22 protein-coding genes are annotated in these 25,276 nt (G+C 62.8%); 9 read left to right on the top strand and 13 right to left on the bottom strand.

The genetic code is table 11. The features are described from left to right. The 5 genes from K9L28_05895 to K9L28_05875 all read right to left on the bottom strand — a co-directional run. On the bottom strand, positions 1-1,262 hold a 1,262-nt coding region (locus tag K9L28_05895; GenBank protein ID MCF7935850.1), incomplete at its 3' end, for a PLP-dependent aminotransferase family protein. A gap of 18 nt (positions 1,263-1,280) precedes the next feature. Further along, positions 1,281-2,345 carry a [citrate (pro-3S)-lyase] ligase gene (gene citC, locus K9L28_05890; protein MCF7935849.1) on the bottom strand — a complete coding sequence of 355 codons (1,065 nt, stop codon included), beginning with the start codon at positions 2,343-2,345 and terminating at the stop codon, positions 1,281-1,283. A gap of 32 nt (positions 2,346-2,377) precedes the next feature. After that, entirely contained in the window at positions 2,378-3,889 is a 1,512-nt protein-coding gene (locus tag K9L28_05885) for an AMP-binding protein (protein MCF7935848.1), read from the bottom strand. 51 nt (positions 3,890-3,940) lie between these two features. Next, on the bottom strand, positions 3,941-5,143 hold the full coding sequence (locus K9L28_05880; protein ID MCF7935847.1) for an amidohydrolase: 1,203 nt from the start codon (positions 5,141-5,143) through the stop codon (positions 3,941-3,943). A gap of 19 nt (positions 5,144-5,162) precedes the next feature. After that, positions 5,163-6,521 carry a hypothetical protein gene (locus K9L28_05875; protein MCF7935846.1) on the bottom strand — a complete coding sequence of 453 codons (1,359 nt, stop codon included), beginning with the start codon at positions 6,519-6,521 and terminating at the stop codon, positions 5,163-5,165. Positions 6,522-6,621: 100 nt separating this feature from the next. Between K9L28_05875 and asnS the strand changes: the two genes are divergently transcribed. After that, the gene (asnS, locus tag K9L28_05870) at positions 6,622-7,926 is read left to right on the top strand and encodes an asparagine--tRNA ligase (protein ID MCF7935845.1); all 1,305 of its coding nucleotides are present in this window, start codon (positions 6,622-6,624) and stop codon (positions 7,924-7,926) included. Between the two features lie 124 nt (positions 7,927-8,050). On the opposite strand, the gene gdhA is transcribed toward asnS, so the two are convergent. From gdhA to K9L28_05850, 4 genes are all read right to left on the bottom strand, one after another. Continuing rightward, entirely contained in the window at positions 8,051-9,400 is a 1,350-nt protein-coding gene (gdhA, locus tag K9L28_05865; GenBank protein ID MCF7935844.1) for an NADP-specific glutamate dehydrogenase, read from the bottom strand. Positions 9,401-9,740: 340 nt separating this feature from the next. Continuing rightward, positions 9,741-9,896: a hypothetical protein gene (locus K9L28_05860; protein ID MCF7935843.1), complete on the bottom strand. Its 156-nt coding sequence runs from the start codon at positions 9,894-9,896 to the stop codon at positions 9,741-9,743. A gap of 178 nt (positions 9,897-10,074) precedes the next feature. Then, complete coding sequence (locus K9L28_05855; GenBank protein MCF7935842.1) at positions 10,075-11,043, bottom strand: RluA family pseudouridine synthase; 969 nt, start codon at positions 11,041-11,043, stop codon at positions 10,075-10,077. 5 nt (positions 11,044-11,048) lie between these two features. Then, a complete protein-coding gene (locus tag K9L28_05850) occupies positions 11,049-12,065 on the bottom strand; it encodes an HD domain-containing protein (GenBank protein ID MCF7935841.1) in 1,017 nt (338 codons plus the stop codon). Between the two features lie 92 nt (positions 12,066-12,157). Here K9L28_05850 and K9L28_05845 point away from each other — a divergent pair, with 92 nt between their 5' ends. Further along, positions 12,158-12,595 carry an NUDIX hydrolase gene (locus tag K9L28_05845; protein MCF7935840.1) on the top strand — a complete coding sequence of 146 codons (438 nt, stop codon included), beginning with the start codon at positions 12,158-12,160 and terminating at the stop codon, positions 12,593-12,595. Positions 12,596-12,604: 9 nt separating this feature from the next. Here the strand turns inward: K9L28_05845 and K9L28_05840 are convergent, their stop codons facing one another. From K9L28_05840 to K9L28_05825, 4 genes are all read right to left on the bottom strand, one after another. Then, positions 12,605-13,237, bottom strand: coding sequence for a histidine phosphatase family protein (locus K9L28_05840; GenBank protein ID MCF7935839.1), 633 nt, complete (start codon positions 13,235-13,237; stop codon positions 12,605-12,607). Further along, positions 13,234-14,883, bottom strand: a complete 1,650-nt coding sequence (gene serA, locus K9L28_05835; protein MCF7935838.1) for a phosphoglycerate dehydrogenase — start codon at positions 14,881-14,883, stop codon at positions 13,234-13,236. The genes K9L28_05840 and serA overlap by 4 nt, the downstream gene beginning before the upstream one ends. Next, positions 14,852-16,021, bottom strand: a complete 1,170-nt coding sequence (locus tag K9L28_05830; protein ID MCF7935837.1) for an alanine--glyoxylate aminotransferase family protein — start codon at positions 16,019-16,021, stop codon at positions 14,852-14,854. Before K9L28_05830 ends, serA begins: the two co-directional genes overlap by 32 nt. A gap of 462 nt (positions 16,022-16,483) precedes the next feature. Beyond that, a complete protein-coding gene (locus tag K9L28_05825) occupies positions 16,484-16,804 on the bottom strand; it encodes a hypothetical protein (GenBank protein MCF7935836.1) in 321 nt (106 codons plus the stop codon). Between the two features lie 434 nt (positions 16,805-17,238). Between K9L28_05825 and K9L28_05820 the strand changes: the two genes are divergently transcribed. From K9L28_05820 to K9L28_05790, 7 genes are all read left to right on the top strand, one after another. Further along, entirely contained in the window at positions 17,239-18,342 is a 1,104-nt protein-coding gene (locus K9L28_05820; protein MCF7935835.1) for a PLP-dependent aminotransferase family protein, read from the top strand. A gap of 54 nt (positions 18,343-18,396) precedes the next feature. Then, on the top strand, positions 18,397-19,602 hold the full coding sequence (locus tag K9L28_05815) for a PLP-dependent aminotransferase family protein (GenBank protein MCF7935834.1): 1,206 nt from the start codon (positions 18,397-18,399) through the stop codon (positions 19,600-19,602). A gap of 145 nt (positions 19,603-19,747) precedes the next feature. Beyond that, positions 19,748-21,121 (top strand): tRNA uridine-5-carboxymethylaminomethyl(34) synthesis GTPase MnmE, encoded by a 1,374-nt coding sequence (mnmE, locus tag K9L28_05810; GenBank protein MCF7935833.1) that lies wholly within the window; start codon positions 19,748-19,750, stop codon positions 21,119-21,121. 62 nt (positions 21,122-21,183) lie between these two features. Next, the gene (locus tag K9L28_05805; GenBank protein MCF7935832.1) at positions 21,184-21,855 is read left to right on the top strand and encodes a DUF5752 family protein; all 672 of its coding nucleotides are present in this window, start codon (positions 21,184-21,186) and stop codon (positions 21,853-21,855) included. Beyond that, positions 21,852-23,099 carry a glycosyltransferase gene (locus tag K9L28_05800; protein ID MCF7935831.1) on the top strand — a complete coding sequence of 416 codons (1,248 nt, stop codon included), beginning with the start codon at positions 21,852-21,854 and terminating at the stop codon, positions 23,097-23,099. The genes K9L28_05805 and K9L28_05800 overlap by 4 nt, the downstream gene beginning before the upstream one ends. Next, the gene (gene otsB / locus K9L28_05795) at positions 23,099-23,884 is read left to right on the top strand and encodes a trehalose-phosphatase (GenBank protein ID MCF7935830.1); all 786 of its coding nucleotides are present in this window, start codon (positions 23,099-23,101) and stop codon (positions 23,882-23,884) included. Before K9L28_05800 ends, otsB begins: the two co-directional genes overlap by 1 nt. Before the next feature lie 33 nt (positions 23,885-23,917). Beyond that, a partial coding sequence (locus K9L28_05790; GenBank protein MCF7935829.1) for a trehalose-6-phosphate synthase occupies positions 23,918-25,276 on the top strand: 1,359 nt, incomplete at its 3' end.

The raw sequence follows: 25,276 nt of genomic DNA, 5'->3' as shown, positions 1-25,276 counted from the left end.
TCTACGCCGTGGTGCCCGGGCCCCGCGAACCGACTCCCGGGCACCACGGCTACCCCCCTCTTCCGTGCCGCCTCAACCAGCTGTTCCCCCTCCCGCCCTGGTGTCTCTATCCAGAGATAGATACCGCCCAGAGGTTTCCGAAAGGAGATCCCCGACAGACCACCGAGACGGTGCGCAAGGTCCTGCATCGTATGGGCCACGGTCTCCCTCGCCGCCGTGAGTCCCTCCTGCAGTCTTCCCTCCTGCAGAAAGGTCGACACCACATACTGCACCAGTGACGGCGTAGAACCCGTCATCGCCTTGGCGTTCACAAAGGACGCGAACAGATCCTCCGGCAGCAGTGCGTATCCCAGCCGGAGCCCCGGAAAGAGCAGCTGGCTGAAGGAGCCGATATAGAGCACCCGCTCCGACAAAGGCAGCGCCTTCAGGGCCGGCACACTGAAATCACCGTACCGGAGCTCGCCGTAGGCGTCGTCCTCGAGCACCCAGAGCCCCCTTTCGGCGCTGAGGGCAAGCAGATCCCGCCTGATTGCATAGGGGAGCGTACGGCCTGTAGGGTTGTGGAAGGAGGGAATGAGATAGACAACGTCGCTGGAACCGGCTCTGGCGAGCCCCTCTACGTACTTCTCCGGGCGATGGGGAAGGCTGTGCACCTCCAGCCCGAGAGAGGCGGCGATGGTGAACACATTGGGATAGGTCAGCGACTCCACCCAGAGTCGCCGGATACCGGCATTCCGCAGGGCCGAAAGGGAGAGGAAAAGCCCCTCCAGCGCTCCGGAGGTGACGGCGATCCGTTCGTGGTGGGCGGGAATCCCCCGTGCTGCAGCATGCTGCATCAGAGCAACCCGCAGCGCTAGAAGCCCCTCGGGGGGGAGGGGCAGATAGAGCTCGGCGCCCGCCTGGGCAAGCGTGGCGCGCACCGCGGAGTGGAGCTGTTTTGTGGGAAGCAGATCGGAAGAGGGGAACGGCTCGGCCAGATCATGGACAAGCGAGCGCTGGTGCTCCCGGGCCGCCGGCAGGAACCCATCGGCGACGTAGGCGCCGCTTCTTCCCTTGAGCACAATCAGCCCCTTCTCGGCCAGGCACTCGTAGGATTCGGTGACCGTCGTCCGGCTCACCCCCAGTGAGGACGCCAGCTCCCGGGAACCGGGCAGTTTCCATGACGAGGGCAGCGTCCCCGCCAGAATCATGCTCTCCAGATGATCCGCGATCTGGCGATAGAGCGCCCGGGGAGAGGCCCGGTTCAGTGGGATTTCGATCATACACTGCACCTCAATCGCTCAGTGCCGGGATCGGCTGGCCTTGATCCTCTCGATAATCCCCTCTGTCTCCGGTGCTTCCAGATAGTTCATCGTCGGTTCCGGCAGGAAACCGCGCAGAAGCTCCCATTTGCCCTCCCGGATATAGTTCCGCACCGTTGAAGCGGAGATGGGATCACCACCGGGGAGGCTCTTCCGCTCGATCTCTTCCAGAGCAATCCCCCGGGGCGGCAGGATCTCCTTCATCGCCTTGTTGTACTGCGATGTAACGGGACAGTAGGGCTCCGTGCCGACGAATCGTTTTGTGATCCCCAGTTCCCTGCAGAAGAGGTTGGCGAAGAGGGTGACATCCAGCCTGGTTTGCACATAGGCCTTGTGCACCGCATCCTGGCTTTTCAGAAAATAGGCAGGGAAGGTCGCGGGGGAAACGGCGTAATTCCCGCTTTCGAGCACCGTAACATTGGGAAGGTGTTTCGTTCCCTCCCGAACCAGCTCGATGCGGTGGGCAAAGGGGAACAGCGACAGATCGGCCCGCACGACAATCACATAGAGATGGGCGCACCGTTCGGCGGCGTAGGAGATGAGGTACTGATGTCCCAGGGTGAAGGGATTGCAGTTGACCACAACCCCGCCCACCGTTTCCCCCGGCGCTGTCGCCGCACGGTTCGCACGGAGGTAGTCGGCGAAGGCATCGATCCCGGGATGACCCATCTCGAGGAGGACCACATAGGGATCGTATCGGGCGATCTCCTTGAACCCGAACCCCTTGAATCGATCTTCCGACTGGGGGGTGGTGAACACAAAGAGAACCGTCTTCCCCTCCTCCCGCGCCGTTTCAATAAGCCGGGAGATGACGATACCCGAAAGACCGGCCTCCTGACAGGCGGGATCCACGGCGACCATGCGGATCACGTTACCTTCCAGAGAACCGGTGGCCAGCAGAAGCCCCTCCTGGTCTTCCACCATCACCGTAGCATCGGGATCCCCTTCATAGGTCAGCCCATGGCTCTCCAGAAATCGCGAGAGACGGCTCTTCCGGCGCTCCGTCAGGCCCTTGTAGATACGCACTTCATGGGAATCGAACATCGTCGCGTCCACCTCCTCCTCTCCGGACCTCCTCAGGCACGTTCAAGCAGCTGATGTTTCAGGATTTTCCCCACACTGGAACGGGGGAATTCGTCAACCCATCTCACCCTCCGGGGCACCTTGTAGTGGGCAAGGCGGGAGCGGCAGTAGGCGATCAACTCCCGTTCCGAGGCCTCCCTGCCGGGGCGTCCTTTGACAAAGGCCTGCACAATCTGCCCGCTGACGCTGTGGGGCATGCCGACAACCGCCGACGTCTCCACGGCGGCATGGCTGTCCAGAACACGCTCCACATCGCGGGGATAGACATTGAATCCTCCCACGATAATCAGATCGGAGGCCCGGTCAACGATAGAGAGATAGCCATCTTCGTCCATTGTAACAATATCGTCGGTCACAAACCAGCTATCACGAAATTGCTTTGCATCCAATTCCGGATTTTTAAAGTATCCTCCGGCTACCAACGGCCCCTTCAGATGCAGAACCCCCGGCTCCCCGCAGAGAACCTCCCGACCGTCCTCGTCGAGCACGCGGTAGTCGTAGCCGGGCAGCAACGGGCCGACGGTACCAAGTTTCCGATCGGTGTAGGAGCGATTCACACTCACCACCGGGGAGGTCTCCGTCAATCCATAGCCTTCCAGCACCCCGATCCCCAGCAACTCCCGACACCGGGCATCCAGGGCCACCGGCATTCTGTCTCCCCCCGAAACAAGCAATCGGAGTGTCTCGGGCCCCTCACCGGCGCGCCCCACCGCTCCGAGAAGCAGGGAGATCATCGTCGGGACAGCCACCATTACCGTCGCATCGGCGGCGCGCATGGCGCTCAGTGTCTTCTCGGCAGGCATGAACGTAGGGAGCAGCACCTGCCGCATTTCCGAAAGCAGAGGCAGCACGCCGCAGGTGGAAAACCCCAGGGCATGAAAGTTGGGCAGCGCATTCACCATGGTTTCGCCGGGACGAAGCCCTTCAACATGGGACACCGCCGAACGGGCATTGTCAATCAGGTTTTCGTGGGTAATACGGACCGCCTTCGGCGTTCCCGACGTGCCGGACGTAAAAAAGATCACCGCCACGTCTCCATCGTTGGCAGTACCTCTGGAGCCGATGCGGCACTCCTCGGTATGTCCCTCGAGGTCAACATAGTTGACGGGAATCCGGGCATCCGGGGCGATCCCTTCGCCGCAGCCGCGTCCTTCCCGTGTCTCGGGAAGAAAGAGAGCGCTTGCTTCTGCATGCTCGAGGATCTCGAGGATCGCTTCCCTTCCCGCCATGCCGTTCACCGGCACCACCGTGGCGCCGAGTCTCCAGGCGGCCATACAGAGCGCCAGAAAGACAGGCGAATTCGGCAAAAGGAGCGCGATACGCCCTCCGGCACGCAAACCTCCGCGCTCCAGCTGAACCGCGCACTGATCGATCAGCTGCCGGAACGCACAGTGGGACCACCATTCGTTGTTCCACCAGAATACCGGGGCGGCCGAATCCGCCATATTCAGCCGGTACACCTCTTCATCTATACGACGCTGGTACATATAATTGTAGTCCTCCAAACATTCCCGACGCAGGACGGCACTGCCTTTTCCCCTGCAACAGCTTCTCCGTCACAGTTCCACCGTCAGGGCGAGATAGGCTTCCCAGGCTGCGGCCAACGGCAGAATCTCCTCCGGGAGCGTGTATCTGGGGTGATGCAGCCCGAACTCCGCGCCTGTACCGAGAAGCATAAAACAGGAGGGAACCTCCAGGGAATAAAAGGCGAAGTCCTCTCCGGCGAGGAGAGGGATGTCGAGCTCGTGTACGGCATCCTTCCCGAAAAAGATATCGCTCTTTTCCAGTATCGAAGCCGTGAGCAGTTCGTCATTGAGCACCTGCGGATAGTTCCGGATGTAGTCCACCTGGCCAACCCCGCGGAAGGCCCTGGCCACATCGGGGACCATTCCCTCCAGCCGTTTCTGCAGGTAGTTCCGGATCTCCCCGTCGAAGGCACGCAGTGTCCCCCAGAGATGGACACGCTCGGGGATGATGTTGTAGGCCTCACCCGCTTCAAGCTGCCCCACAGAGATGACCGCGCTGTCCTTCGAACTGATCTCCCTGCTGGTCAGATGCTGCATCGCAAGAAGAACGTGGGAGGCGATGATGATCGGATCCACGCCGAGGTGGGGCGTCGCCGCATGGGAACCCGTCCCCCTGATCTCCAGGTGGAAACGGTCCGAGATGGCCGTGATCGGCCCGCGGCGGCTGAACAGGGCCCCGTACTCCAGCCTGGGCCAGAAATGGAGTCCCAGGGCGTATCCGATACGGTACTCCTCCAGAATGCCCGCCTGGACCAGGGTCTTGGCTCCGCCCTTTCCTTCCTCGGCGGGCTGAAAGACAACCACCACCGGGTGCTGCAGCTCCTCGGCGCGTCCGGCCAGGAGGATCGCCGCACCGAGCAGTGTGGCGATGTGACCGTCGTGTCCGCAGGCGTGCATCACACCAGGCATACAGGAAGCAAAGGGGAGCCCCGTCTCCTCTTCCAGAGCCAGGGCATCCATGTCGGCCCGCAGCATCAGCGCCTTCCCGGGGATATCGCCCCGGAGCACACCGATCACCGCCGTGGGAGCCCCCTCCACCCCATGGGTCACCTGCATCCCGGGAATCGAGGAGAGGATCTTGGCCACCCGGGAGGACGTGATCCGTTCCTCGAACGCCAATTCGGGGAATTGATGGAACTCCCGCCGCCACGCCGTGAGATCCTCGGCCAAACCTTCGGCCTCTTCAAAGAGTTTCGGGCCTAACACACCATCTGCATCATGCTTCGCTTCCATGTTTACCACCTTATCGGCACTAGAATGAAATCCATCTCCAGAAGGACTGGATGGAACTCCAGGGATCAAGGTACGCCTGGGTTACGAGACTCTTTTTGATGCTCCAGCAACCCTGCCCTATTTCATGACGGTCGTGGACTTCCAGGAAGCGCCACTCCGGTTCCCCCCGTTTGATCCCTTCCAGGGACACCCCCTGCGGGAGCAACCCTCTCCCGCGCTCGTTTTCCTTGAGAAGCGGACCCGTGGTCTCCGCTTCGATCCAGACATAATCCATCTGTCCGACCGTATGGCGGCAGGTTGCCGCAAAGGGGAAGAAACGCAGCCCCTGCAGCTCCTCCCCGTCAATGGTCAGCCGCTCGCCGAATAAGGACGCCAGCCCTCCATTGACAAAGAAACGCCGTTCCTTGAGGACCACCTTACCCAATATCTGCCGGAAGCTTCCGTTCCCCAGCAGTTCCTGCAGGTAGCCCGGTTCGCCGTGGGAGATATAGATCACGTCGGCCTCAACGGGGATATGGTCATCCACGGAGAAAATGCCCACATAGAGCCCCATCTCCTTCAGAAGCCGCTCCACATTGTCACCGTACCCTCCAAGCCCGGGATGTCGCAAGACCGCCGCCACCCCTCCGGCACGGCCGGGGATCTCGATCTGGCTGGTCGTCTGCTCCTCTGCCTGTTTCCCCAGAGCGCCGAACAGCGGCCACTGGATATGCTCGGTCAGCCCCTGCAGCTGCAGAACCGTGGTCTTCAACCCGATGAACTTCATCGACCCGGGGAACTCCCGGAAGAGGAGGTCGTCCTCGGGAAGGGGGATCTCCAGATTCGACGGCAGGTAGCCAAAGCTGAGCCAGGGGAGGATCCGCCCCAATTCCGTTTCCAGCAGCTGATACTCCCTGGGATTGAGCACCGAGGCAAAGAGCGCGGCGTGGATGGAAATCGAGGAATACATGCCGAGCTGGCTGCCCAGATCCTTCATGGTTCTCGCGGCCACAGCCGCCGCCATCCTGGCGTAGATACAGGGACAGAGCGGCATGGAGAGGGCCTCGGCGATCTCAAGGGTTTTCCGCTGCAGCAGCAGCCGGGCCTCCTCCTCCCGTTCGTAGGCGAGCGGCGCAACCACTAGATTGAGCGCACTCGCGTCAGCCGTATGCTGGAACAGAAACCGGAGGCGTTTCTCCCCGCCGGCAAGAAAAGGGTCGAGCACGGTAACCCGTTCTCCCGTACAGACCTCAAGCAGTTTCACAATCCGCTCGTCCGGCCCCGCCACAAACAGTCGAAGCCGATAGCCACGCTCTTTCAGTGCCGCCGCCAGGAGAACCGACGGCGGTACGACACCACTCTTTCGTTCGTCTGCAATCATGAGCCGCGGCAGGAACATAGGCCTCGCTCCTTTGGTCCGGGAATGACACTTAGTGTATCATACACAGAGTCTGCATTGCGCCAATCCTAGGAGAGAAGGCTTGGAAGGAGGAGACTGTATGCAATCACCCTGGGTCGCCATCAGCGAAGTGGGGTCCTACGTAGACCGGGAGGTCACCCTCCGCGGCTGGATGGACAACAAGCGGAGCTCCGGCAAGATCCATTTCCTGCAACTCAGAGACGGAACAGGCTTTATCCAGGCTGTCATGGTCAAAAAGGAGGTCAGCGGGGAGGTCTTCGAGGAGGCCAAGAACCTCTGGCTGCAGGCCTCGCTGGAGGTCACCGGCATGGTACGCCGGGACGAACGGGCGCCCTCGGGGTACGAGATCACCGTCACCGATCTGAAGGTGCTCCACAATCCCGACGAGGAGTACCCCATCGGCAAGAAGGAGCACGGCATCGACTTTCTTCTGGACCACCGTCATCTCTGGCTGCGGAGCAAACGCCAGCAGGCGATCATGAAGCTCCGCGAACAGGTGATCTGGGCCATCAGGGAATACCTCCACACCAACGGATACACCCTGCTGGACACCCCGCTGCTCACCGGTGCCATCGGCGAGGGAGCCTCGGGTCTCTTCGAGGTAGACTACTTCGATCTGGGCAGCGCCTACCTCGCCCAGACAGGCCAGCTCTACGCCGAGGCCGGCGCCGCAGCCTTCGGGAAGGTCTACTGCTTCGGCCCCACCTTCCGGGCGGAGAAATCGAAGACCCGCCGCCATCTCACCGAGTTCTGGATGGTGGAACCGGAGGTCGCCTTCTACGACCACGAAGACAATCTGAACCTCCAGGAATCGCTGGTCGCCCATGTGGTCCGAAGCGTACTGGAAGCATGCCCGGCCGAACTGGAGACACTGGAACGCGACACCGCACCACTCGCCAAGGTCACCGCCCCATTCGAACGGATCACCTACGATCAGGCCGTCGCCCAGCTGCAGGAGCTTGGAAGCGACATCGTCTACGGTCAGGATTTCGGCGGCGACGACGAAACACTGCTGACCAAACAGTACGAAAAACCGCTCTTTGTGGAACACTACCCCAAGCGGGTCAAAGCCTTCTACATGAAGCAGCACCCCGACCGGGAGGATCTGGTTCTCTGCGACGACCTCCTGGCGCCCGAGGGGTACGGCGAGATCATCGGCGGCTCCCAGCGCGAAGACGACTACAACCTGTTGTGTTCCCGCATCCGCGAAGAAGGCCTCCCCGAGGATTCCTACCAATGGTACCTGGATCTCCGCCGCTACGGCACCTTCGTCCACAGCGGCTTCGGCATGGGCATCGAACGGCTGGTGGCCTGGATATGCGGACTGCAGCACATCCGCGAGGCCATCCCCTTCCCCCGGACCATCTACCGGCTCAACCCGTAAGACCTCGGCACGGCGCCGGCGACTCGCCACGCCGGGCAAACATTGGAAGCGCGGGGCCCTGAGGGCCCCGCGCCGTGTGCTTCATGATGGGGATAGCTGCGATGGCAACAGACCGCCTGATGCTCTAGACAACACCCTGGTCGATCATGGCCTTGGCGACCTTGAGGAAGCCCGCGATATTGGCTCCGTTGACATAGTTGCCCGGGGTGCCGTACTGCGCGGCGGCTTCCATGGCGTTCTTGTGGATGTCCACCATGATGGTGTGGAGACGCTTCTCTACCTCTTCGCTGGACCAGCCGAGACGCAGACTGTTCTGGGACATCTCGAGACCGGAGGTGGCCACGCCGCCGGCATTGGCGGCCTTGCCGGGGCCGAAGGCTATCTTGTTGGCGATGAAGAACTCGATGGCGTCAGGGGTACTGGGCATGTTGGCGCCCTCGGCGATGGCCATGAGGCCGTTGTCCTTCAGGGCCTTGGCCTCGTCGAGATTCAGCTCGTTCTGGGTGGCACAGGGGAGAGCGAGCTCCGCCTTGGCGGCGCCCCAGGGCCGTTTGCCCTCGTGGTAGGTGGCCGAGGAGAACTTCTCGGCGTATTCGCGCACCCGGCCGCGGCGCACATTCTTGAGGTCCATGAGGAATTCGAGCTTCTCGCCGGTGATACCGTCGGGGTCGATCACGCTGCCGCCGGAATCGGAACAGCTGATGGGCGTCGCGCCGAGCTCGGCGAGCTTCTCGATGGCGTGCTGCGCCACATTGCCGGAACCGGAGATAAGGGCCTTCTTGCCCTCCATGCTCTCGCCCTTCGCCTTGAGCATCTCGTTGAGGAAGAAGACAGCGCCGAAACCGGTGGCCTCGGGCCGGATCAGGCTGCCGCCCCAGCCGATGTGCTTCCCGGTCAGTACGCCGCCGTCGTGCAGGTTAGTGAGCTTCTTGTACATGCCGAGCAGGTAGCCGATCTCCCGTTTGCCCACACCGATATCGCCTGCCGGCACGTCGGTGTTGCTGCCGATATGCCGATAGAGCTCGCGCATGAAGCTCTGGCAGAAACGCATCACTTCGCTGTCGGACTTGCCCTTGGGGTCAAAGTCGCTGCCGCCCTTGCCGCCGCCCATGGGAAGGCCGGTCAGGCTGTTTTTGAAGATCTGTTCGAATCCGAGGAACTTCAGGACCCCCAGGTTGACGGTGGGATGGAAGCGCATACCGCCCTTGTAGGGACCGATTGCGCTGTTGTATTCCACACGGAAACCGCGGTTGACCTGGACCTTGTTGTTGTCGTCCTGCCAGGGAACGCGGAACATGATGATACGTTCCGGTTCGACGATACGCTCCAGAACACTCTGCTCCTGAAACTCCGGATGCTGCTCGATAACGGGATTGAGCGACTGGAGTACCTCTTCCGCCGCCTGAATGAACTCCTTCTGCCAGTAAAACCGTTCCTTCACACCAGAGATTACCTGATCAACATAAGCACCCATTCAACATCCTCCTTCGATAAACTGAAAATTGCAACCTGTCACACCGTGCTCCGCCTGGAATCAACCCGCCGGTCGATTCGGTTTCCCATCGGCCACGCCGTCGAGATGCTGGTCCCCGCCGGACTTTGTGACCACAAGAATTATTAGCCAAGTTGTCACCGATGTCAACAGGACCAGAGATAGAAATTCGTAGCTGGTCTCAAATTTCCGCGTCTCCCTCTGTACTCCCAATGCGCTGCTGTTCAATCCAGCAACAAAACAGGGAGGGAAAGCCCTGACCTCCAGGCCTTCCCTCCCTGCCATCAGACACTCCCTGTCGACGCGAAGGTACAGTGGCCCCTCAGGCGCATCCTCCACGAGGACCGCTGATAAGGGCCGTATCGGCAACAAGGATGGTGTTCCACAGGAACCCCTTGGCGTTGATCCGCACGGTATTCTCGGAGAATCTGAGGTCCCTGGGCACCCAGACCGCAACGCCATCCTTCTCCAGCTTCACTGTATCCTCCGTGTTTGTCGGTTTCCCGGCCTCGACGAGGGCGGCGATGTAGGACGCTCAACCGCCCCCGATACGACTGAGGGCAACGGTGAATTCCTTGCCCATCTTCTGGAGTTTCTGCTGCGCTTTTTCCGTAATCTCTAACGAGAGTTCGCTCATTTGTACTCACCCCGGTTTCCTAGTCTGTGGCCACATTATACCCCACAAAGGTATCTTTCGCAAGGTGTCTGGCGGCGTATTGCTGCATATCCAGGGGTATTGGAGCAGTCAGGGTCTTCCCCGAGAGCTCCGACAAGGGGCCGGGAAGCTCCGGGAATGTCATGCTGCAGGCATGCAGCAGCGGCCGCCGCGGGGAAGGGAGGCCCTCCATCGTGCCGCCGTACTTCCTGTCCCCCACAATGGGGAAACCGAGCGAGGCCATATGGCACCGTATCTGATGAGACCGTCCTGTCTCCAGGATCGCCTCCACCAGGGAGAGAGACCCGGAAGCGCGGATGCGCCCGTAGCGGGTTACCGCCCTCTGCCCCCCTTCGGTATCGACATATACCTGGTTGGCACGTCTGTCCTTGCGCAGAGGCCGATCGATCTCCCCGGCAGCGGGGGGCACACCGGCCACGAGGGCCAGATAGCGTTTCTCCACTCCCCGGCCGGAAAGAAGACCGTGGAGCACGTGCTGGGCCGCCCTGGAGAGGGCGACGACCACGATGCCCGAGGTATTCCGGTCGAGCCGATGTACCGGCGCAGGGTACAGACCCGAGGCCTCTGCAGCGCCCAGAATGGAACGGAAACGGTTCACCACCGAATCCTCGCCCTTTTTCGACGGCTGGACAAGCAGGCCGGGCGGCTTGTTGATCACACAGAGATGGGAAGGGAGGAGGAACACCACATCAAACCGCGAGAACAGCTCCGCCTCGGAACCCCCTCTCCCGCGGGGCCTTTCCAGGGGGGGCTCCCAGGGCATGCGGATCTCCTGTCCCGCCTGGACACGGACCGAGGGAGCCACCCGTTTGCCGTCGAGCAGCACCTGCTTTTTCCGGAGGGCCCGCATGATCGCGCTGTAGGGCACATCACCTGTGACATCCTGCAACACCTTGGTGATCCGCCTTCCCGACTGCCCCTGCGGCACCGTCCAGGCATAGCGCTGCATTCCCGCTATGCCTCCTCCTGCCGCCACTTCCAGAACCGCCGCTGGGTGGCAAAGTGGAAGCCGCTGATCTCCTGATCCGCGTTGAGCGGCTGGATCTGCTCATCCCAGCAGAAGAGCTTGAAATCCAGTTCGTCCGCGGCGGCCACGATGAGCGCCTCCGGCGTCGCCGGCAGGATCGGCGAACCGAATTCCTTCTGGCCGTGATGGCTCAACAGGATATGCCCCAGGTGTGTGGCCGTCCGCTCCTCGAGGCCGTACTCCCCGGCGAGCCGGGAAAAGGCCGCATAGCCCAGGGCCACATGGTCGATCACCGCCCCACGCAGGGTCACCTCCGGCGTGGGGACAAGCTCGTAGGTCTCGATCTTGCCGAGATCGTGGAGCAACCCGCCGGCGATCACAACCCCCGGATCCACCGGGATACCGGAGCGCTCGTAGCGCTGCGCCACAGCCAGGGCGCTCTCGGTCACCATCACCGTATGCTCCAGCAACCCGTGGACATAGGCGTGGTGGTGGGTCACCGCCGCCGGGAGAACCCGGAACCGATCCCAGAGAGAGCCGGAGAAGACGAAATCCAGAAAGCTTCGCATCTCCTCCGGCGCGGAGCGGCGCAGACTGTCGAAACGCTCGTGGAGCTCCTCGTAGGGAACCGGCGACTTCTGGACAAAGGCGTGGGCCGGGTACTCCTCCTGGTTGAGGAGATAGACGGCGTTCAGCGTATACTGCGGCTTCCCCTTGAAGGTCCCCACCTTCCCCTTGCCTCCAATGGTCGTTCCGGTGAGCCTCTGTGCGCATCCCTCAGCGGTGGGGTCGAACTCCGCAGCGTTCTCCCTGCCCCCGCCGGCGTCCATCCAGGTGCTGTTGCCCCATATCTTGGCGTCCAGGGTGCCCGAGGGATCCATCACCGATATCTCCCAGAAGGGATTCCCGTTCCGATCCTTCCGCTGCAGAATCGACTGCACGGCGAAAAGACCCTTGAAGGTCTCCCCTTCCGCAAGCTGCCTGATTTCTGCTATGGTTACCACATGATTTGCTGTCACAAAAACACTCCTTCTGCCGGTACGGTCTGCCTGCACCGCTCCGGTTACTATACCAGAAGAACAGAGGGGGCATCGACGTGCGTATCCGCGTAGCCGGAATGATTGCAGAACAGGGGGCCTACCTCCTGCTCCGATACCGCTACCCGAAGGGACTGGTCTACGGCATCCCCGGCGGCAACCTCGACGAGAACGAATCGCTCCTCGATGCACTCCGGAGGGAGCTGCAGGAGGAACTGGGGATTGTCGCAGAGGTCCGCAGCCTGATCTTCGCGGCCGAAGAGCAGGCCCACCACGGACTGCCCCGGACCGTGCATCTCGGTTTCTCCTGTTCTCTGCAGAGCGGCCGTCCCGCGGTCAACCCCAGGCAGACCTCGGCGGAGGGGTGCGAATGGCTTTCAGCGGAAGCACTCCGGAGCAAAACGCTCTACCCCAACGTCGCTTCCGCACTCAACGACCGGGAGCCGCTCTTCCCCTCGCTCTATCTGGGCATTCTGCCGCAGCGTCCCTGGATGTAGGAGACCATGCTAGAGCCCTGCCTGGTCGACACGCCGGTAGAACGGCCCGTAGTGGCAGACATCACCCAGTAGCTGAACCCGCCAGCGTGCATCGCGACGCTCCAGCAGGGAGATACCGGCGTTGGCCATCTGGAAGGACCAGAACGCACCGAGCGGAAGGCCCAGCATGGAACACAGCATCACCTTGAGGACCGCATCGTGTGTGAAGAGCGCGACAGCGCTCCCGCCCAGATCCAGCAGGTTCTGCATCCCCCGCTCCACACGGCGCTGCACCATCGACAGCGACTCGCCCCCGGGCATGACCACCGCTTCGGGGGTGCTGTGCCACGTTGTGAGCATTCCGGGCCACCTCCGCTCCACCTCGCCGGCGGAGAGGCCCTCCCATTCCCCGTGGTCGATCTCGGAAAAGGCCTCCATCACCAGGGGCTCCACCCCCTGTGCGGCGGCCGTGAATCCGGCTGTCTCCGCAGCCCGGGCCAGGGGGCTCGTGCAGAGGGCATCCAGCGGGTAGTCCCCCAGGACCCCTGCCACAGCCTGTCCCTGCTCCCGTCCGGTCTCGTTCAGCGGTATGTCCATCCGACCCTGGAAGCGGCCCTCCCGGTTCCAGGCGGTTTCCCCGTGGCGCACCAGAACCAGTTTCACGAGACCGCCCCCTCATCAGGAAAATGGATCTCCACCGCCCAGAGGAGATCGGCGGCCTCCTGCAGCCGATCCAGGGTAGCGCCTCCGATGGCGCTGTCCACCTGCACCGCGCCGAGGGCGAGACCGCTCCCGTTCTTCCGGCCCAGGGCGAAGTTGGCGATGTTGATGCCGGCATCCCCCAGTACCGTCCCGATCGTCCCGATCACGCCGGGACGGTCGTGATTCTGGAAGATCAGCAGTGTCCCCTCGGGGATGAACTCCAGCCAGTATCCGTTGATCTGGACGATACGCTGCCGCCTGTCCTCGGTGACCGTTCCACTGATCCGCACCTCGTCGCGACCGCCTGCTACGCACCCCTCGATCATCGACAGATAGGTGGTGGAATCCGCCCAGCTCTCCTCGATCTGAATCCCCCGCTCCTCGGCGAGCAGCGGCGCACCCATATAGGAGACCTCCGGGCCCTGGTGGATCTCGAGCAGTCCCTTCAAGGTCCCAGTGGTGTAGGGCGAATAGGGGCAGGGCGCGTCGAAGGGGACCGGACCGTTCCGCTTCCGGGAAAGGGTGCCCCGGTGGGTGACCTTCACCGTCTCCGGCGGCATCCGGAGCACCGTGGCGGCCACATTGCCGATCTTCCGCGCCAGAGCAAGGTACTGCTTCTCCGTATGGTCCAGCTGCTGGTGCATAAAGGGGAGATTCACGGCGTGCTCGTAGTAGCTCCCCCGCAAGGCCGCCAGCAGATTGGCGGCGGCGATCCTGGAGACCTCCGACTGCGCCTCCCGGGTGTTGGCCCCGATGTGGGGTGTGGCCACCACTCTGTCCAGGAGATCCTCGCTGAAAAGAGGATGATCCGTCCCCGGCGGTTCAGAGGCGTAGACATCGGTGGCGATGCCGGCCAGGTGCCCCCTCCGGAGGGCCGCGGCGCAGGCAGGCTCATCGAGCAGAGGGCCGCGGGCGCAGTTCACCAGATAGGCCCCCTCCTTCATCGCCTTCAGCGCCACCTCATCAACCATGCAGCGGGTCTCGCCGGTGAGCGGCACATGGAGGGTCACCACGTCGGCAAGGGCCAGGGCACCGTGGAGGTCGTCCACAAGCTCCACGGAGAGGTGTTCCGCCTTCTCGGCCGCGATATAGGGATCGTAGGCCAGCACCTGCATGCCGAAGGCCTTGGCCCGTCGGGCCACATTGCTGCCGATCCGTCCCAGCCCCACGATCAGGAGCGTCTTCCCGTAGAGCTGGATGCCCACATAGGCCTTGCGCTCCCACTTGCCCTCCATCACCGACCGGGAGGCCTGGGGGACCTTGCGCAGCAGGGCCAGCGTATCGGCGAAGGTGAGCTCCGTCGCCGCCAGGGTGTTCCCCGTGGGGGCGTTGAGCACCACGATACCAAGCTTGCTCGCGGCCACCAGGTCGATATTGTCGACCCCTACACCGGCTCGGGCCACCACCTTCAAGCGCTTGGCCCGATGCAGCGTCCCGGCGTCGAGAGGGGTGCCGCTTCGGGTGATCAGGGCATCGTAGCCGCCGATGGCCTCCCTCAATTCTTCAGCGGAGAGATGGAGCCGCTGTTCCACCGCCACATCCCGGGCCTGCTGGAGCAGCTCGATTCCCATGGCGTCAATGACGTCTGTGATCAGTATCTTCCACATGCCGCCCCTCCTTCCACTGTTCCCACGCACCCTCGATATCCGGGGCAGTCACGGACATACCGCACTCCCGGGCTGCGGCGAAAAGCGTTCCCGCAATGAGGCTGAGATCCATCCACCCGACCTGCGCATAGGAGGCAATCCGGACAATCTCCCCCTTCAGAGGTCCCTGCCCGCCGGCTGTCTCCATACCAAGGGCACGCAGCTGCTCCTGCAGACAGCCCCCTGCCCCGGGCACCGAGAGCGCCGTCACCCCGGGAGAGCGGTGGTCCGGCGTTTCCACCAGCGGCGGGATCCCCATCGACTCGGCCAGCCCGCAGAGCACGGCGGCAAAGCGGCGTTTTTCCGCAAACCAGTTGCCGTAGCCCACCGAGACCATCAGGTGCAGAGTGGCGTCCAAAACGTTGAGCAGCGTCACGGCCGGCGTGCAGGGCGTCTGCGGCCGCCCCCCCTCCATCCGCTCCCGGTAGGAGGGCAGATCGAAATAGAGTCCTCCCTGACTGGCCGCAGAGGCCTTCTCCCATCCCCGCGGCGAGAGCCAGGCGATCCCGAGTCCCGGTGGAGCGAGCAACCCTTTTTGCGACGCACTGGCCAGACCGTCGACCCCCCATCGTTCGGGGAAGCAGGGCATGGCACCCAGGCCGCTCACCGAATCGACCAGCAGGAGCGGTTTCTTCCCGGGAAGCACGGAAGCGATCGCCTCCACCGGATTGACCACACCTGTGGAGGTCTCGTTGTGGGTCAACAGCACCGCCGCGACCCCGCCGCTGTTTCGCAGGGCGCTCCGGACCTCCTCCGGCGATACGGCCCGCCCCCAGGGGATATCGAGGGGCACCACCTCTGCCCCCCGCCGGCGGGCAATCTCCCGGAACCGCTCCCCAAAGGCGCCGCAGGAGACAGAGAGCACCCGCTCACCCGGCGCAATCAGGTTCTGCACCAGCGCTTCCAGGGCACCGGTCCCCGAAGAGGGGAGCACCACCACCGGCCCGCTGGTATCCAGAAGATCCCTGAGTCTGTTGACCACCCGGGCGAGGAGCACGGAGAAGGCCGGTTCCCTGTGGCTCACGGGCTGCCTGACGCCGGCCTCCTGCCCTCCCTGGGGTACCGGGACGGGGCCCGGTGTGACGAGATAGCGATCCATCGATACGCCTCCTTCCTGGTAGATACAAAAAAAAGACCGGCCCTGACGACCGGTCACCCTGGCTCCCTTTTCGTTTTTCCTTCCCCTGCAAGCCTCCCAGTCACAGATTATCCGGTTCCACCGCCGACGATAGGACACGAACCGACGGAAGACCGGGAGCTTCCTCCATAACCTGCACAGATCTGACGGCCCTGTTGTCTCATCTGTTCTCGCACAGCTTCTCCGCTCCTCTCCCGGTTAACGGCTCCAGACCGGCCTGTCCCCTCATGGCACTCAGCCGACTCAGCGTTCCAGGGATTGCCATGGCCATCCCGATTGCTCGTATATCGCAGATAATTGCCCAGCAATATATGCTTTCCATCGTCTCCCTGTCAAGCCCCAATCCGCAGGCCGTCCCTCCGATGTCCCCCTATGCAGGGAACAGGGCGCGCCGCAGAAAGCCCCCTTCGGGGACCCTCCACCTCACGCGGTCATCGTGAAGGGAGGCCGCATCACCCTGTGATTCCGTCCCGCCAGACGCTGCCGGTAGGCCTGCCGGGCATACCGGCGGTAGACCTGCCGGGGCTCGCTCTCCAGTCGGCTGCGGATCCTCGGCAGTGCTACCGACTCCCCGCGCCTCCGGGATTGCCCCTCCGGATCGGAGCCATCGTACCGCTCCGGTGCGGGAGCCGGCTCCGGGAATATGTTGGTCTGCACCCTCCCCCCCGTGATCCGCAGCATACGCTGCCCGGCACTCTCGAGGGTGTCCGCCGAGAAGAGCGTCTCCCGCCGAAGCCTTGACACCACAGCCTCCCCTGAGGAAGCCGAACGCCTGACACCTTCGGCTTCCCGTCGGGTCTGTCTGCTCGCGGGCATCGTATAGGCAGGCCAGGAAAGCAGTTGGGAAATCATGCCACGCCTCCACTGGGATTGATACAAGGAGTTTACCAAACCATCGCGACAATGAAAAGCTCCACATCTCTTTTCCCAGCATCTGCTGCGGATCAAACGCTCCCCGGGGCACAGATCGTCCGCCCACCGACCGTTCCCGCGCATGGCGTTTCCCGCGTTTTCCACCGGAACGTCAATGGTATAATGCCAACCAGTGACGCACCAATTGCTTGGGAGGAGTGACTGCCGTGTCAGAACAGCTTTGGAACAACCTCTACTCCGAGGTAGGCCTGCAGCTCAAACCATCTCCAATCCGGGAGCTCGCCAAACTCATCAAACGCCCGGGAATGATCTCCTTCGCCGGAGGCATGCCCGATCCCGAGATCTTCCCCATCGAGGAATTCGGCGATTCCGCCCGGATCCTCAAGGAACGGGGCAAGGAGGTCCTCCAGTACGGCGGCACCGAAGGCTTCGCCCCGCTGAAGGAGTTCCTCGCGCAGTGGATGGAACCGCGTATGGGCGAGGTCTCCGACCCGGACCGCATGCTCATCTCCACGGGATCGCAGCAGATCATGGATCTCTTCGGCGCCGTCCTGCTGAACCCCGGCGACGCCGTCATCGTCGAAGCGCCCACCTACCCCGGCGCACTGCACAGTCTGCGGAACCGCCAGGCTGCCTTCTACACCGTGCCCTGCGACACCGAGGGTATGCAGGTGGAGGCCATCCCCGAGACGATCAAGCGCGCACAAGCCGACGGCAAAACGGTCAAATTCATCTACAGCATCGTCAACTTCCAGAACCCCTCGGGCTACACCCTCTCCACAGAGCGCAGGAAACGACTTCTGGAGATCGCCGGGGAGCAGGGACTCCCCATCTTCGAGGACGACCCCTACGGGCATCTCCGCTTCGACGGCGAACACAGACCGACCATCTACTCCATGGATACCGACGGTATCGTCGTCTACGCCTGTTCCTTCTCCAAGATCCTGGCCCCCGGCACACGGGTCGCCTGGGCGGTGGGCCCCAAGGACGTCATCCGAAAGATGGTCATGGTCAAACAGGGGAGCGACCTCTGCACCAGCGTGGTCACCCAGGCCCTGGTCTACGAATACTGCCGGCAGGGACACCTGGACAGCCACCTCCCCAAGATCATCGACCACTACCGAACCAAACGGGACGGCATGGCCAGGGCCTTCAACAGCCACCTCCCCTCTTCGATGGAGTACACCATCCCCGAGGGCGGGTTCTTCTTCTGGCTCAGACTGCCGGGCATCGACACGAAGGAGCTCTTCTACAAGGCCGTCGACAAAGGGGTGGCCTTCGTCATCGGCGAGGCCTTCTTCCCCGAAGGCGGCGGCAGGGAGTATCTCAGAACCTGCTTCACCTTCGCCGGTGAACAGGAATTCGAAGAGGGAGCCCAGCGTCTGGCCTCGGCCATCGAAGAGATGTAGGGAAGAAACCGCAGAGGGGCCGACACCACAGGTAGAAGAAGGGAGAGAGAATCGATGAGTGAACGGTGGAAACACCTGTACAGCGACGCCACATTGAACATCCAGCCTTCACCGATTCGGGAAATGCTGCACCTCATCCGCCAGCCGGGCATGATATCCTTCGCCGGCGGAATGCCCGATCCGGAGATCTTTCCGGTGGAGCAGTTCCACGACTCCGCAAGAATCCTCCTCCGGGAGGGAAAGGACGTCATGCAGTACGGCACCACCGAGGGCTACGCCCCGCTCCGGGAGTTCCTGGCAAACTGGACGGCTCCCCGCATGGGACGCACCCTCGAAGACGATGAGATCCTCATCACCTCGGGATCTTCCCAGGTGGTGGACCTCCTCAACTGGACGCTGATCAACCCCGGCGACTGCATCATCAGCGAGGAGCCCACCTTCCTCGGCTCGACGCTCAACATGCACAACCACAAGGCGGAGATCCTCGGCGTACCCTGCGACGGAGAGGGAATGCGGATGGACGCCCTGGAAGAGACCATCCGGAAGGCCGAAAGCCAGGGGAAGACGATCAAATACATCTATACCATCGTCAACTTCCACAACCCCCTGGGGTGCACCCTCCCCGCAGACCGCCGGCGCAAGCTGCTGGAGATCGCCAACCGCCACGGACTGCTGGTCCTGGAGGACGACCCCTACGGCTATGTCCGCTTTGACGGCGAGGACCCCCCTTCGCTCTTCTCGCTGGACACCACAGGCAGCGTCATCTTCGCCTGCTCCTTCTCCAAGATCCTGGCGCCGGGCACCCGCGTCGCCTGGTGCGCCGGCGACAAGGACCTGATCCGAAAGATGTGCGTCTTCAAGCAGGGCGTCGATGTCTCCACCTCGGTGGTCACCCAGGCGCTGGTCTACGAATACGCCAACAGCGGACAGCTGGACCGCTTCCTCCCCAGGATCATCGACCACTACCGGGTCAAACGGGACGCCATGGAGGAGGCCTTCCGGAAGCACCTTCCCCTGGAGGAGGTCTCCTGGGTGACCCCGGAGGGAGGCTTCTTCTTCTGGCTGGAGACCCCGAACATCAACGCCCGGGACCTCTTCAACAAGGCGGTGGAACAGAAGGTGGCCGTTGTCATCGGGGAACCCTTCTACCCCAACGGAGGAGGCGAACACAACGTCCGGCTGTGCTACACCTTCGCCGGCCCCGAGGAGATCGACGAGGGGTGCAAGCGGCTGGGCACAGCCATGCGGGAACTCCTCTAGATCTCCAAAGAGAACCTGCACGTACAGGCGGGTGCGGCGGAGACACCCCCGCCCGCACCCTTTCTGTTTTTGACAACGCAATCCCGCCGGGGGATATCCATACCGCCAGCAGCCATACCGGGAGGAACGGAGGAGTAGGGCATCCATGAACGAAGACACCATCGTCGCCCTGGCCACCGCCTATGGAGAGGCGGGGATCGCCATCATCAGGCTCTCCGGCTCCAGGGCGACCGAACTGGGGGCAGCTCTGTTCCGCCCCAAATATTGCCGTTTCCACGAGATCCCGCCCTGGACCATGCGGTACGGCACCGCCCTGGACCGTCACGGAAAGCCACTGGACAAAGCCCTGGCGGTATGGTTCCGTCCGCCCAGGAGCTATACCGGGGAGCCGGTGGTGGAGCTGCACTGCCACGGCGGGTCGCTGGTGGCCAGGGAGATCGTCGAGGAGTCTGTCGCCATCGGCGCGCGCATCGCCGAACCCGGGGAGTTCACCCGCCGGGCCTTCCTGAACGGCCGGATCGACCTCCCCCAGGCGGAGGCGGTGCTGGGTCTGATCCGCGCCAGGAGCCACAGCGCACTGCAAGGCGGCTACCGCTCCCTGGCCGGCGGCCTCTCCGGGCGGCTCTCGCCGCTCTACCAGCAACTCCTCCGGATCTCGGCTCAGCTGGAGGTGCGGCTGGATCATCCCGAAGAAGAGCTCCCCGCACTGGACGGAACGGACCTCACGGCCACACTCGCCGCCCTGCAGGACGAGCTCGAGAATCTGATCGCCCAGTGCAACGCCGGACGCTATCTCCGGGAAGGCCTACGCATCGCCATCGTCGGCCGCCCCAACGTGGGGAAGTCCACGCTCCTCAACGCACTGGTCCGCGAGGCCAGGGCCATTGTGACGGCCATCCCCGGCACCACCAGGGATGTCATCGAAGAGGTGCTCTCCCATCAGGGCATCCCGCTGCGGCTCACCGACACGGCGGGCTTGCGCGAAACCGAGGATCCTGTGGAAGCAGCAGGCATCGCACGCGCCTGGGACGCCTTCCGCGACGCCGATGTGCGGGTGTGGGTCATCGAGGGCAACAGCCCCCTCTCCGAAGAGGACCACACCCTGGCCGCAAGGATAGCGGACCGCCCCTTTGTGGTGGCGCTGAACAAATCCGACCTGCCGCAGGTAACCGGCATCGGGGAGATACGGACACTCGCCGAGGAGGCCCCGGTCTGCCCCATCTCGGCGGAGCAGAAGCAAGGACTGGAAGAGCTCAAGGCACACATTCTCGCTGTCGGCGGCGTCACCCCCGCCCTCTCCCCCGACTTCAGCGCTTCAAGCCGCCAGCTGGGCGAGCTGAAGGAGGCGCACGCTTCTCTGACCGATGCCGTGGAGCTGCTCGGCATCACGGCACCGGCGGAGGATCTGCTGGCCCACAGCGTTGCGGAAGGAAGAGAGGCTCTTGAACGGTTGCTTGGCTATCAGTGGGATGATAAACTCTTAGATACAATATTTTCAGAATTCTGCGTCGGCAAATAACATCGCTGCCCATTTCGCCGGTCCCCCTCACCGTATCTTCCGGTCCGAAAGGAGGATCTCCCTTGGAACACCCCAACCCCTTAGAATTGAGAAACTGCGAGCTCATCACCGTCAGCACCGGTGTTGAAGCGAGCTCGCTTCTGGAGCTGCGCGACGGACTGCTGCACGTCTCCACCGGAAGCCTGCACTACCACTTCTGGGGACGCCTCATGAAACCCCAGATCGGCGAATCGGAGTTCAACAACGACTTCGCCTGGTGGACCGACGCAGCGCTCCACGACAGGGCGCTCGCCGAGAAGATGAGTGTCATCAACCCCACGGATTTCGCCAACCTCGAGGAACTCCGGGAGGAGCTCGTCGGATTGATCGAGGAACGCTACGACGAAAACGACTTCTTCTCCTGGGTCCGCGCCGAACGGCCCTTCTACTTCACAAGGGCTACGATGCTCGTCTTCGACACCGGCATCCAGGTCTATCAGCCGGAGGAGCTCCCCGATACCGTGGCCCAGCTGGAACGGGGCAGCATCTTCTACCACTTCATCGACGCCCACCGCCGGACCCCCGAACGGGAGGACGACTTCTCCTTCTGGCTGGGATTCTTCGACGACGAACAGGCCCAGAAGGCCAAACAGGCGCTGCTCCACCTCGATCCCCATCTCCTCTCGCTGACGGAACTGCGGGCCAACGTCGCCCAGACACTGCGCAGGTACCTCAAGGGAGGTGAAGCGGCATGAACACGACCCTTCTGGAATCCTACGCCGACGTCGTCGACGCGCCGGTGATCTCCCAGATCAAACAGCTGGGAAGCAAGCTGGAGGGCAAGAGCGTCGTCCACGTCAACTCCACCCGCTCCGGCGGTGGGGTGGCAGAGATCCTGAACCGCTTCGTTCCCCTCATGCAGGGTATCGGTATCGACGCCCAGTGGGAGATCATCCAGGGGGAAGAGCAGTTCTTCGAGGTCACCAAATCGATCCACAACGCCCTGCAGGGCAACAGTGTGGAGATCAACGACGAACAGTGGTCGCTCTTCGAATCCGTCAACCGACATGCCCAGGGCGAACTCGGCGAGATCCTCCAGAACGCCGATTTCGTCTTCATCCACGACCCTCAGCCCTGCCCGCTGCTCTCGCTCTTTCCCCAGCGCAAAGGCAAGTGGATCTGGCGCTGCCATATCGACGTCAGCCGCCCGCACCGCAAGACCTGGCGGACTATCAAAAAATATGTCAACAACTACGACGCCAGCATCTTCTCGCTGCCCGACTTTGCTCGCCCACTCCCCCATCTCCAATACCTGGTGCCTCCCAGCATCGACCCATTGAGCGACAAGAACGTGGACCTTCCCGACAACGAGGTGGAGCAGACCATCCGGAGCTACGGACTCGATCCCCACCGACCGATTGTCCTCCAGGTCTCCCGTTTCGACCGCTTCAAGGATCCCGTAGGGGTCATCAAGGCCTACCGGATCTGCAAGGAACACCAGGATCTGCAGCTCGTCCTGGCCGGCGGGGGCGCCACCGACGATCCGGAAGGAGACAGGGTGCTGCAGGAGGTCCACCAGGCCGCCGCCGAGGACCCGGACGTCCATATCCTCGTCCTTCCGCCCAACGCCCACAAAACGATCAACGCCCTGCAGCGCGGGGCGGATGTGATCCTCCAGAAGTCGATACGGGAGGGATTCGGCCTCACCGTTTCGGAAGCCATGTGGAAATCCAGACCTGTCATCGGCGGGGATGTCGGGGGCATCAGACTCCAGGTGCTGGACCGGTTCACCGGCTTCCGTGTCCAGACCCCGGAAGGCGCCGCCCTCAGGCTCCGGTACCTGCTGAAACACCGCCATCAGGCCGAACGGATCGGGAAAAACGGCCGGGAATACGTGCGCGACAACTTCCTCATCACCCAGCAGCTGCGGAATGTGCTGGCCATCATGGTGGCCCTGCAGCACGAAACGGAAGCGGAGCGGCTCGAGGTCTTTGTCTGATGCCGCTGGACAGCGAGGTGCTGCAGCCCTTTTGGAGGAACCTGCAGCACGCCGCCACAGGAATCCTGCTGCTGGACTACGACGGAACGCTCGCTCCCTTCCGGAGCGACCGCACCAGGGCCGTTCCCTATGAAGGGATATCGGAACGCGTCGAAGGTCTGAGCGCCGCGGGGAACAGGGTTGTGATCATCTCCGGACGGCCTGCGGCCGACATCGTCACCCTCTTTCCCGTAGCCGGAAAACTGGAGATATGGGGCTCCCACGGCTGCGAACAGCGTCTTCCCGACGGAACACTGCACCGGGAACAGCTTTCGCAGCGTCAGCGCACCGGACTGCAGAAGATTGAGCAGCTGGCCCGGGCCATCCTGCCTCCGCAGGCCATCGAGCAGAAGCCCTTTTCGCTGGCGCTCCACAGCCGCAGCTCTTCGCCCGAAGCGTGGGAGCGCTTCCGGCAACAGTTCAAAGCGGAAGGCGAAGCCTCGGTCCGGGAACACGAGCTTTCCGCAAGCACCTTCGACGGGGGCATCGAGGTCCGGCTTCCCGGCATCGACAAGGGAGACGCCGTACACAGCGTTCTCCAGAGCGGCGGGGACTCCCCCGCGGTCGCCTATCTCGGCGACGACGACACCGACGAGGACGCCTTCAGAGCATTGCGGGGAAGAGGGCTCCCCATACTGGTCCGCACCACATGGCGGCCCACGGAAGCCGAGCTCTGGCTCGTCCCCCCGGAGGAACTCCTGCATTTCCTGGACACATGGGCCGACTGTGCGCAAAAAAGCGACTGAGACCGCAATGAACGGCGAAGGGAGTTGAGGCCCGTGAGTGCCGAAGCCGAACAGACAGCCAGGGAACGACTTGTTGTCGTCTCCAACCGGCTTCCTATAAAAATCGAAAAGAACGACGGGGAGTGGAGCGTGACCGCCGGTTCCGGAGGTCTGGTGACCGCCATGAACCCTGTACTGAAAAACCGCGGGGGCATCTGGATCGGATGGACGGGCTCAACCGAACCCATGGGGCTGCGGACGGTACGGAATATCCTCGGCCCCGTCTCCAGAGAGAGCGGCTACCGCCTCATCCCCGTTCTCATGGGCGAAGAGGACAGGGAACTCTACTACGAAGGCTTCGCCAACGCCGTCCTCTGGCCGCTCTTCCACGATTTCCCGCAGAAGTGCCACTTCGACCCCTCCTACTGGAAGGGATACACCAGGGTCAACAGGATGTTCGCCCAGGTGACGGCCCGCCACACCAGGGAACAGGACTTCGTCTGGATCCACGACTACCATCTCATGGGCGTCGCCCACGCCATGAAGGCGCTGGGGGTGCAGCGCAACTGCGCCTTCTTTCTGCATATCCCCTTCCCCACTCCGGATATCTTTCTGCGACTGCCCTGGCGCCAGGAGATCCTCAGCAGCCTGCTGGAATACTCCTTCGTCGCCTTCCAGACCATCCGGGACCGGCGCAACTTCGTCTCCTGCGTCCGGGCCTTCTGGCCCAAGGCGCGGATCTTCGGCCGCGGGCCGACGATCCGTCTCTCTCTGGGGGAATCCACGATCACCCTGGGGGCCTTCCCCATCAGTATCGATTTCAAGGAGTTCGACACCCTTGCCGGCACAGAGGCGGTGGAAGAAGAGATGGAGCGGCTCAAAACCGTCCACCGTGACAAGCGCCTCATGCTCGGCGTGGACCGCCTGGACTATTCCAAGGGCATCCCGGAACGCCTCAAGGCCTATGAAAATGCGCTGGAACGCTACCCGGAACTCCACGAGCAGCTCACCTACATCCAGCTCGTCGTTCCCAGCCGGGAGGGGGTCGCCGCCTACCAGGACCTCCGGGAGGAGATCGAAAAGATCGTCGCCCGCATCAACGGAAAGTTCACCACCACCTCCTGGGTACCGGTGGTCTTCATGTACCGCGCCATCCCCAAGGAACAGCTGGTGGCCCTGTACCGCTTCGCCGATATCGCCCTCATCACCCCACTGAAAGACGGGATGAATCTGGTCTCCAAGGAGTTCTGCGCCTCCAGCATCGACGAACGGGGCGTGGTCATCCTCAGCGAATTCGCCGGATCGGCGGTGCAGATGAACCGCTATGTCATGGCCGTGAACCCCCATGACATGGAGCATCTGGCCGACAGCATCGTCCGGGCCTTCAACATGCCCGGCTACAGACAGCGGCGC

The organism is Synergistales bacterium, assembly GCA_021736445.1.
Taxonomy (GTDB): domain Bacteria; phylum Synergistota; class Synergistia; order Synergistales; family Aminiphilaceae; genus JAIPGA01.
Note: the sequence above shows the minus strand (reverse complement) of the source record. Positions and strands in the feature narration are given on the sequence as shown.

What these genes read in the sequence shown, in the direction of transcription:
- citC (MCF7935849.1), bottom strand. Translation starts at nt 2,345, where the DNA reads ATGTTCGATTCCCATGAAGTGCGTATCTACAAGGGCCTGACGGAGCGC.
- K9L28_05880 (MCF7935847.1), bottom strand. Translation starts at nt 5,143, where the DNA reads ATGGAAGCGAAGCATGATGCAGATGGTGTGTTAGGCCCGAAACTCTTT.
- K9L28_05875 (MCF7935846.1), bottom strand. Translation starts at nt 6,521, where the DNA reads ATGTTCCTGCCGCGGCTCATGATTGCAGACGAACGAAAGAGTGGTGTC.
- asnS (MCF7935845.1), top strand. Translation starts at nt 6,622, where the DNA reads ATGCAATCACCCTGGGTCGCCATCAGCGAAGTGGGGTCCTACGTAGAC.
- gdhA (MCF7935844.1), bottom strand. Translation starts at nt 9,400, where the DNA reads ATGGGTGCTTATGTTGATCAGGTAATCTCTGGTGTGAAGGAACGGTTT.
- K9L28_05855 (MCF7935842.1), bottom strand. Translation starts at nt 11,043, where the DNA reads ATGCAGCGCTATGCCTGGACGGTGCCGCAGGGGCAGTCGGGAAGGCGG.
- serA (MCF7935838.1), bottom strand. Translation starts at nt 14,883, where the DNA reads ATGTGGAAGATACTGATCACAGACGTCATTGACGCCATGGGAATCGAG.
- K9L28_05830 (MCF7935837.1), bottom strand. Translation starts at nt 16,021, where the DNA reads ATGGATCGCTATCTCGTCACACCGGGCCCCGTCCCGGTACCCCAGGGA.
- K9L28_05820 (MCF7935835.1), top strand. Translation starts at nt 17,239, where the DNA reads ATGATCTCCTTCGCCGGAGGCATGCCCGATCCCGAGATCTTCCCCATC.
- K9L28_05815 (MCF7935834.1), top strand. Translation starts at nt 18,397, where the DNA reads ATGAGTGAACGGTGGAAACACCTGTACAGCGACGCCACATTGAACATC.
- mnmE (MCF7935833.1), top strand. Translation starts at nt 19,748, where the DNA reads ATGAACGAAGACACCATCGTCGCCCTGGCCACCGCCTATGGAGAGGCG.
- K9L28_05800 (MCF7935831.1), top strand. Translation starts at nt 21,852, where the DNA reads ATGAACACGACCCTTCTGGAATCCTACGCCGACGTCGTCGACGCGCCG.
- otsB (MCF7935830.1), top strand. Translation starts at nt 23,099, where the DNA reads ATGCCGCTGGACAGCGAGGTGCTGCAGCCCTTTTGGAGGAACCTGCAG.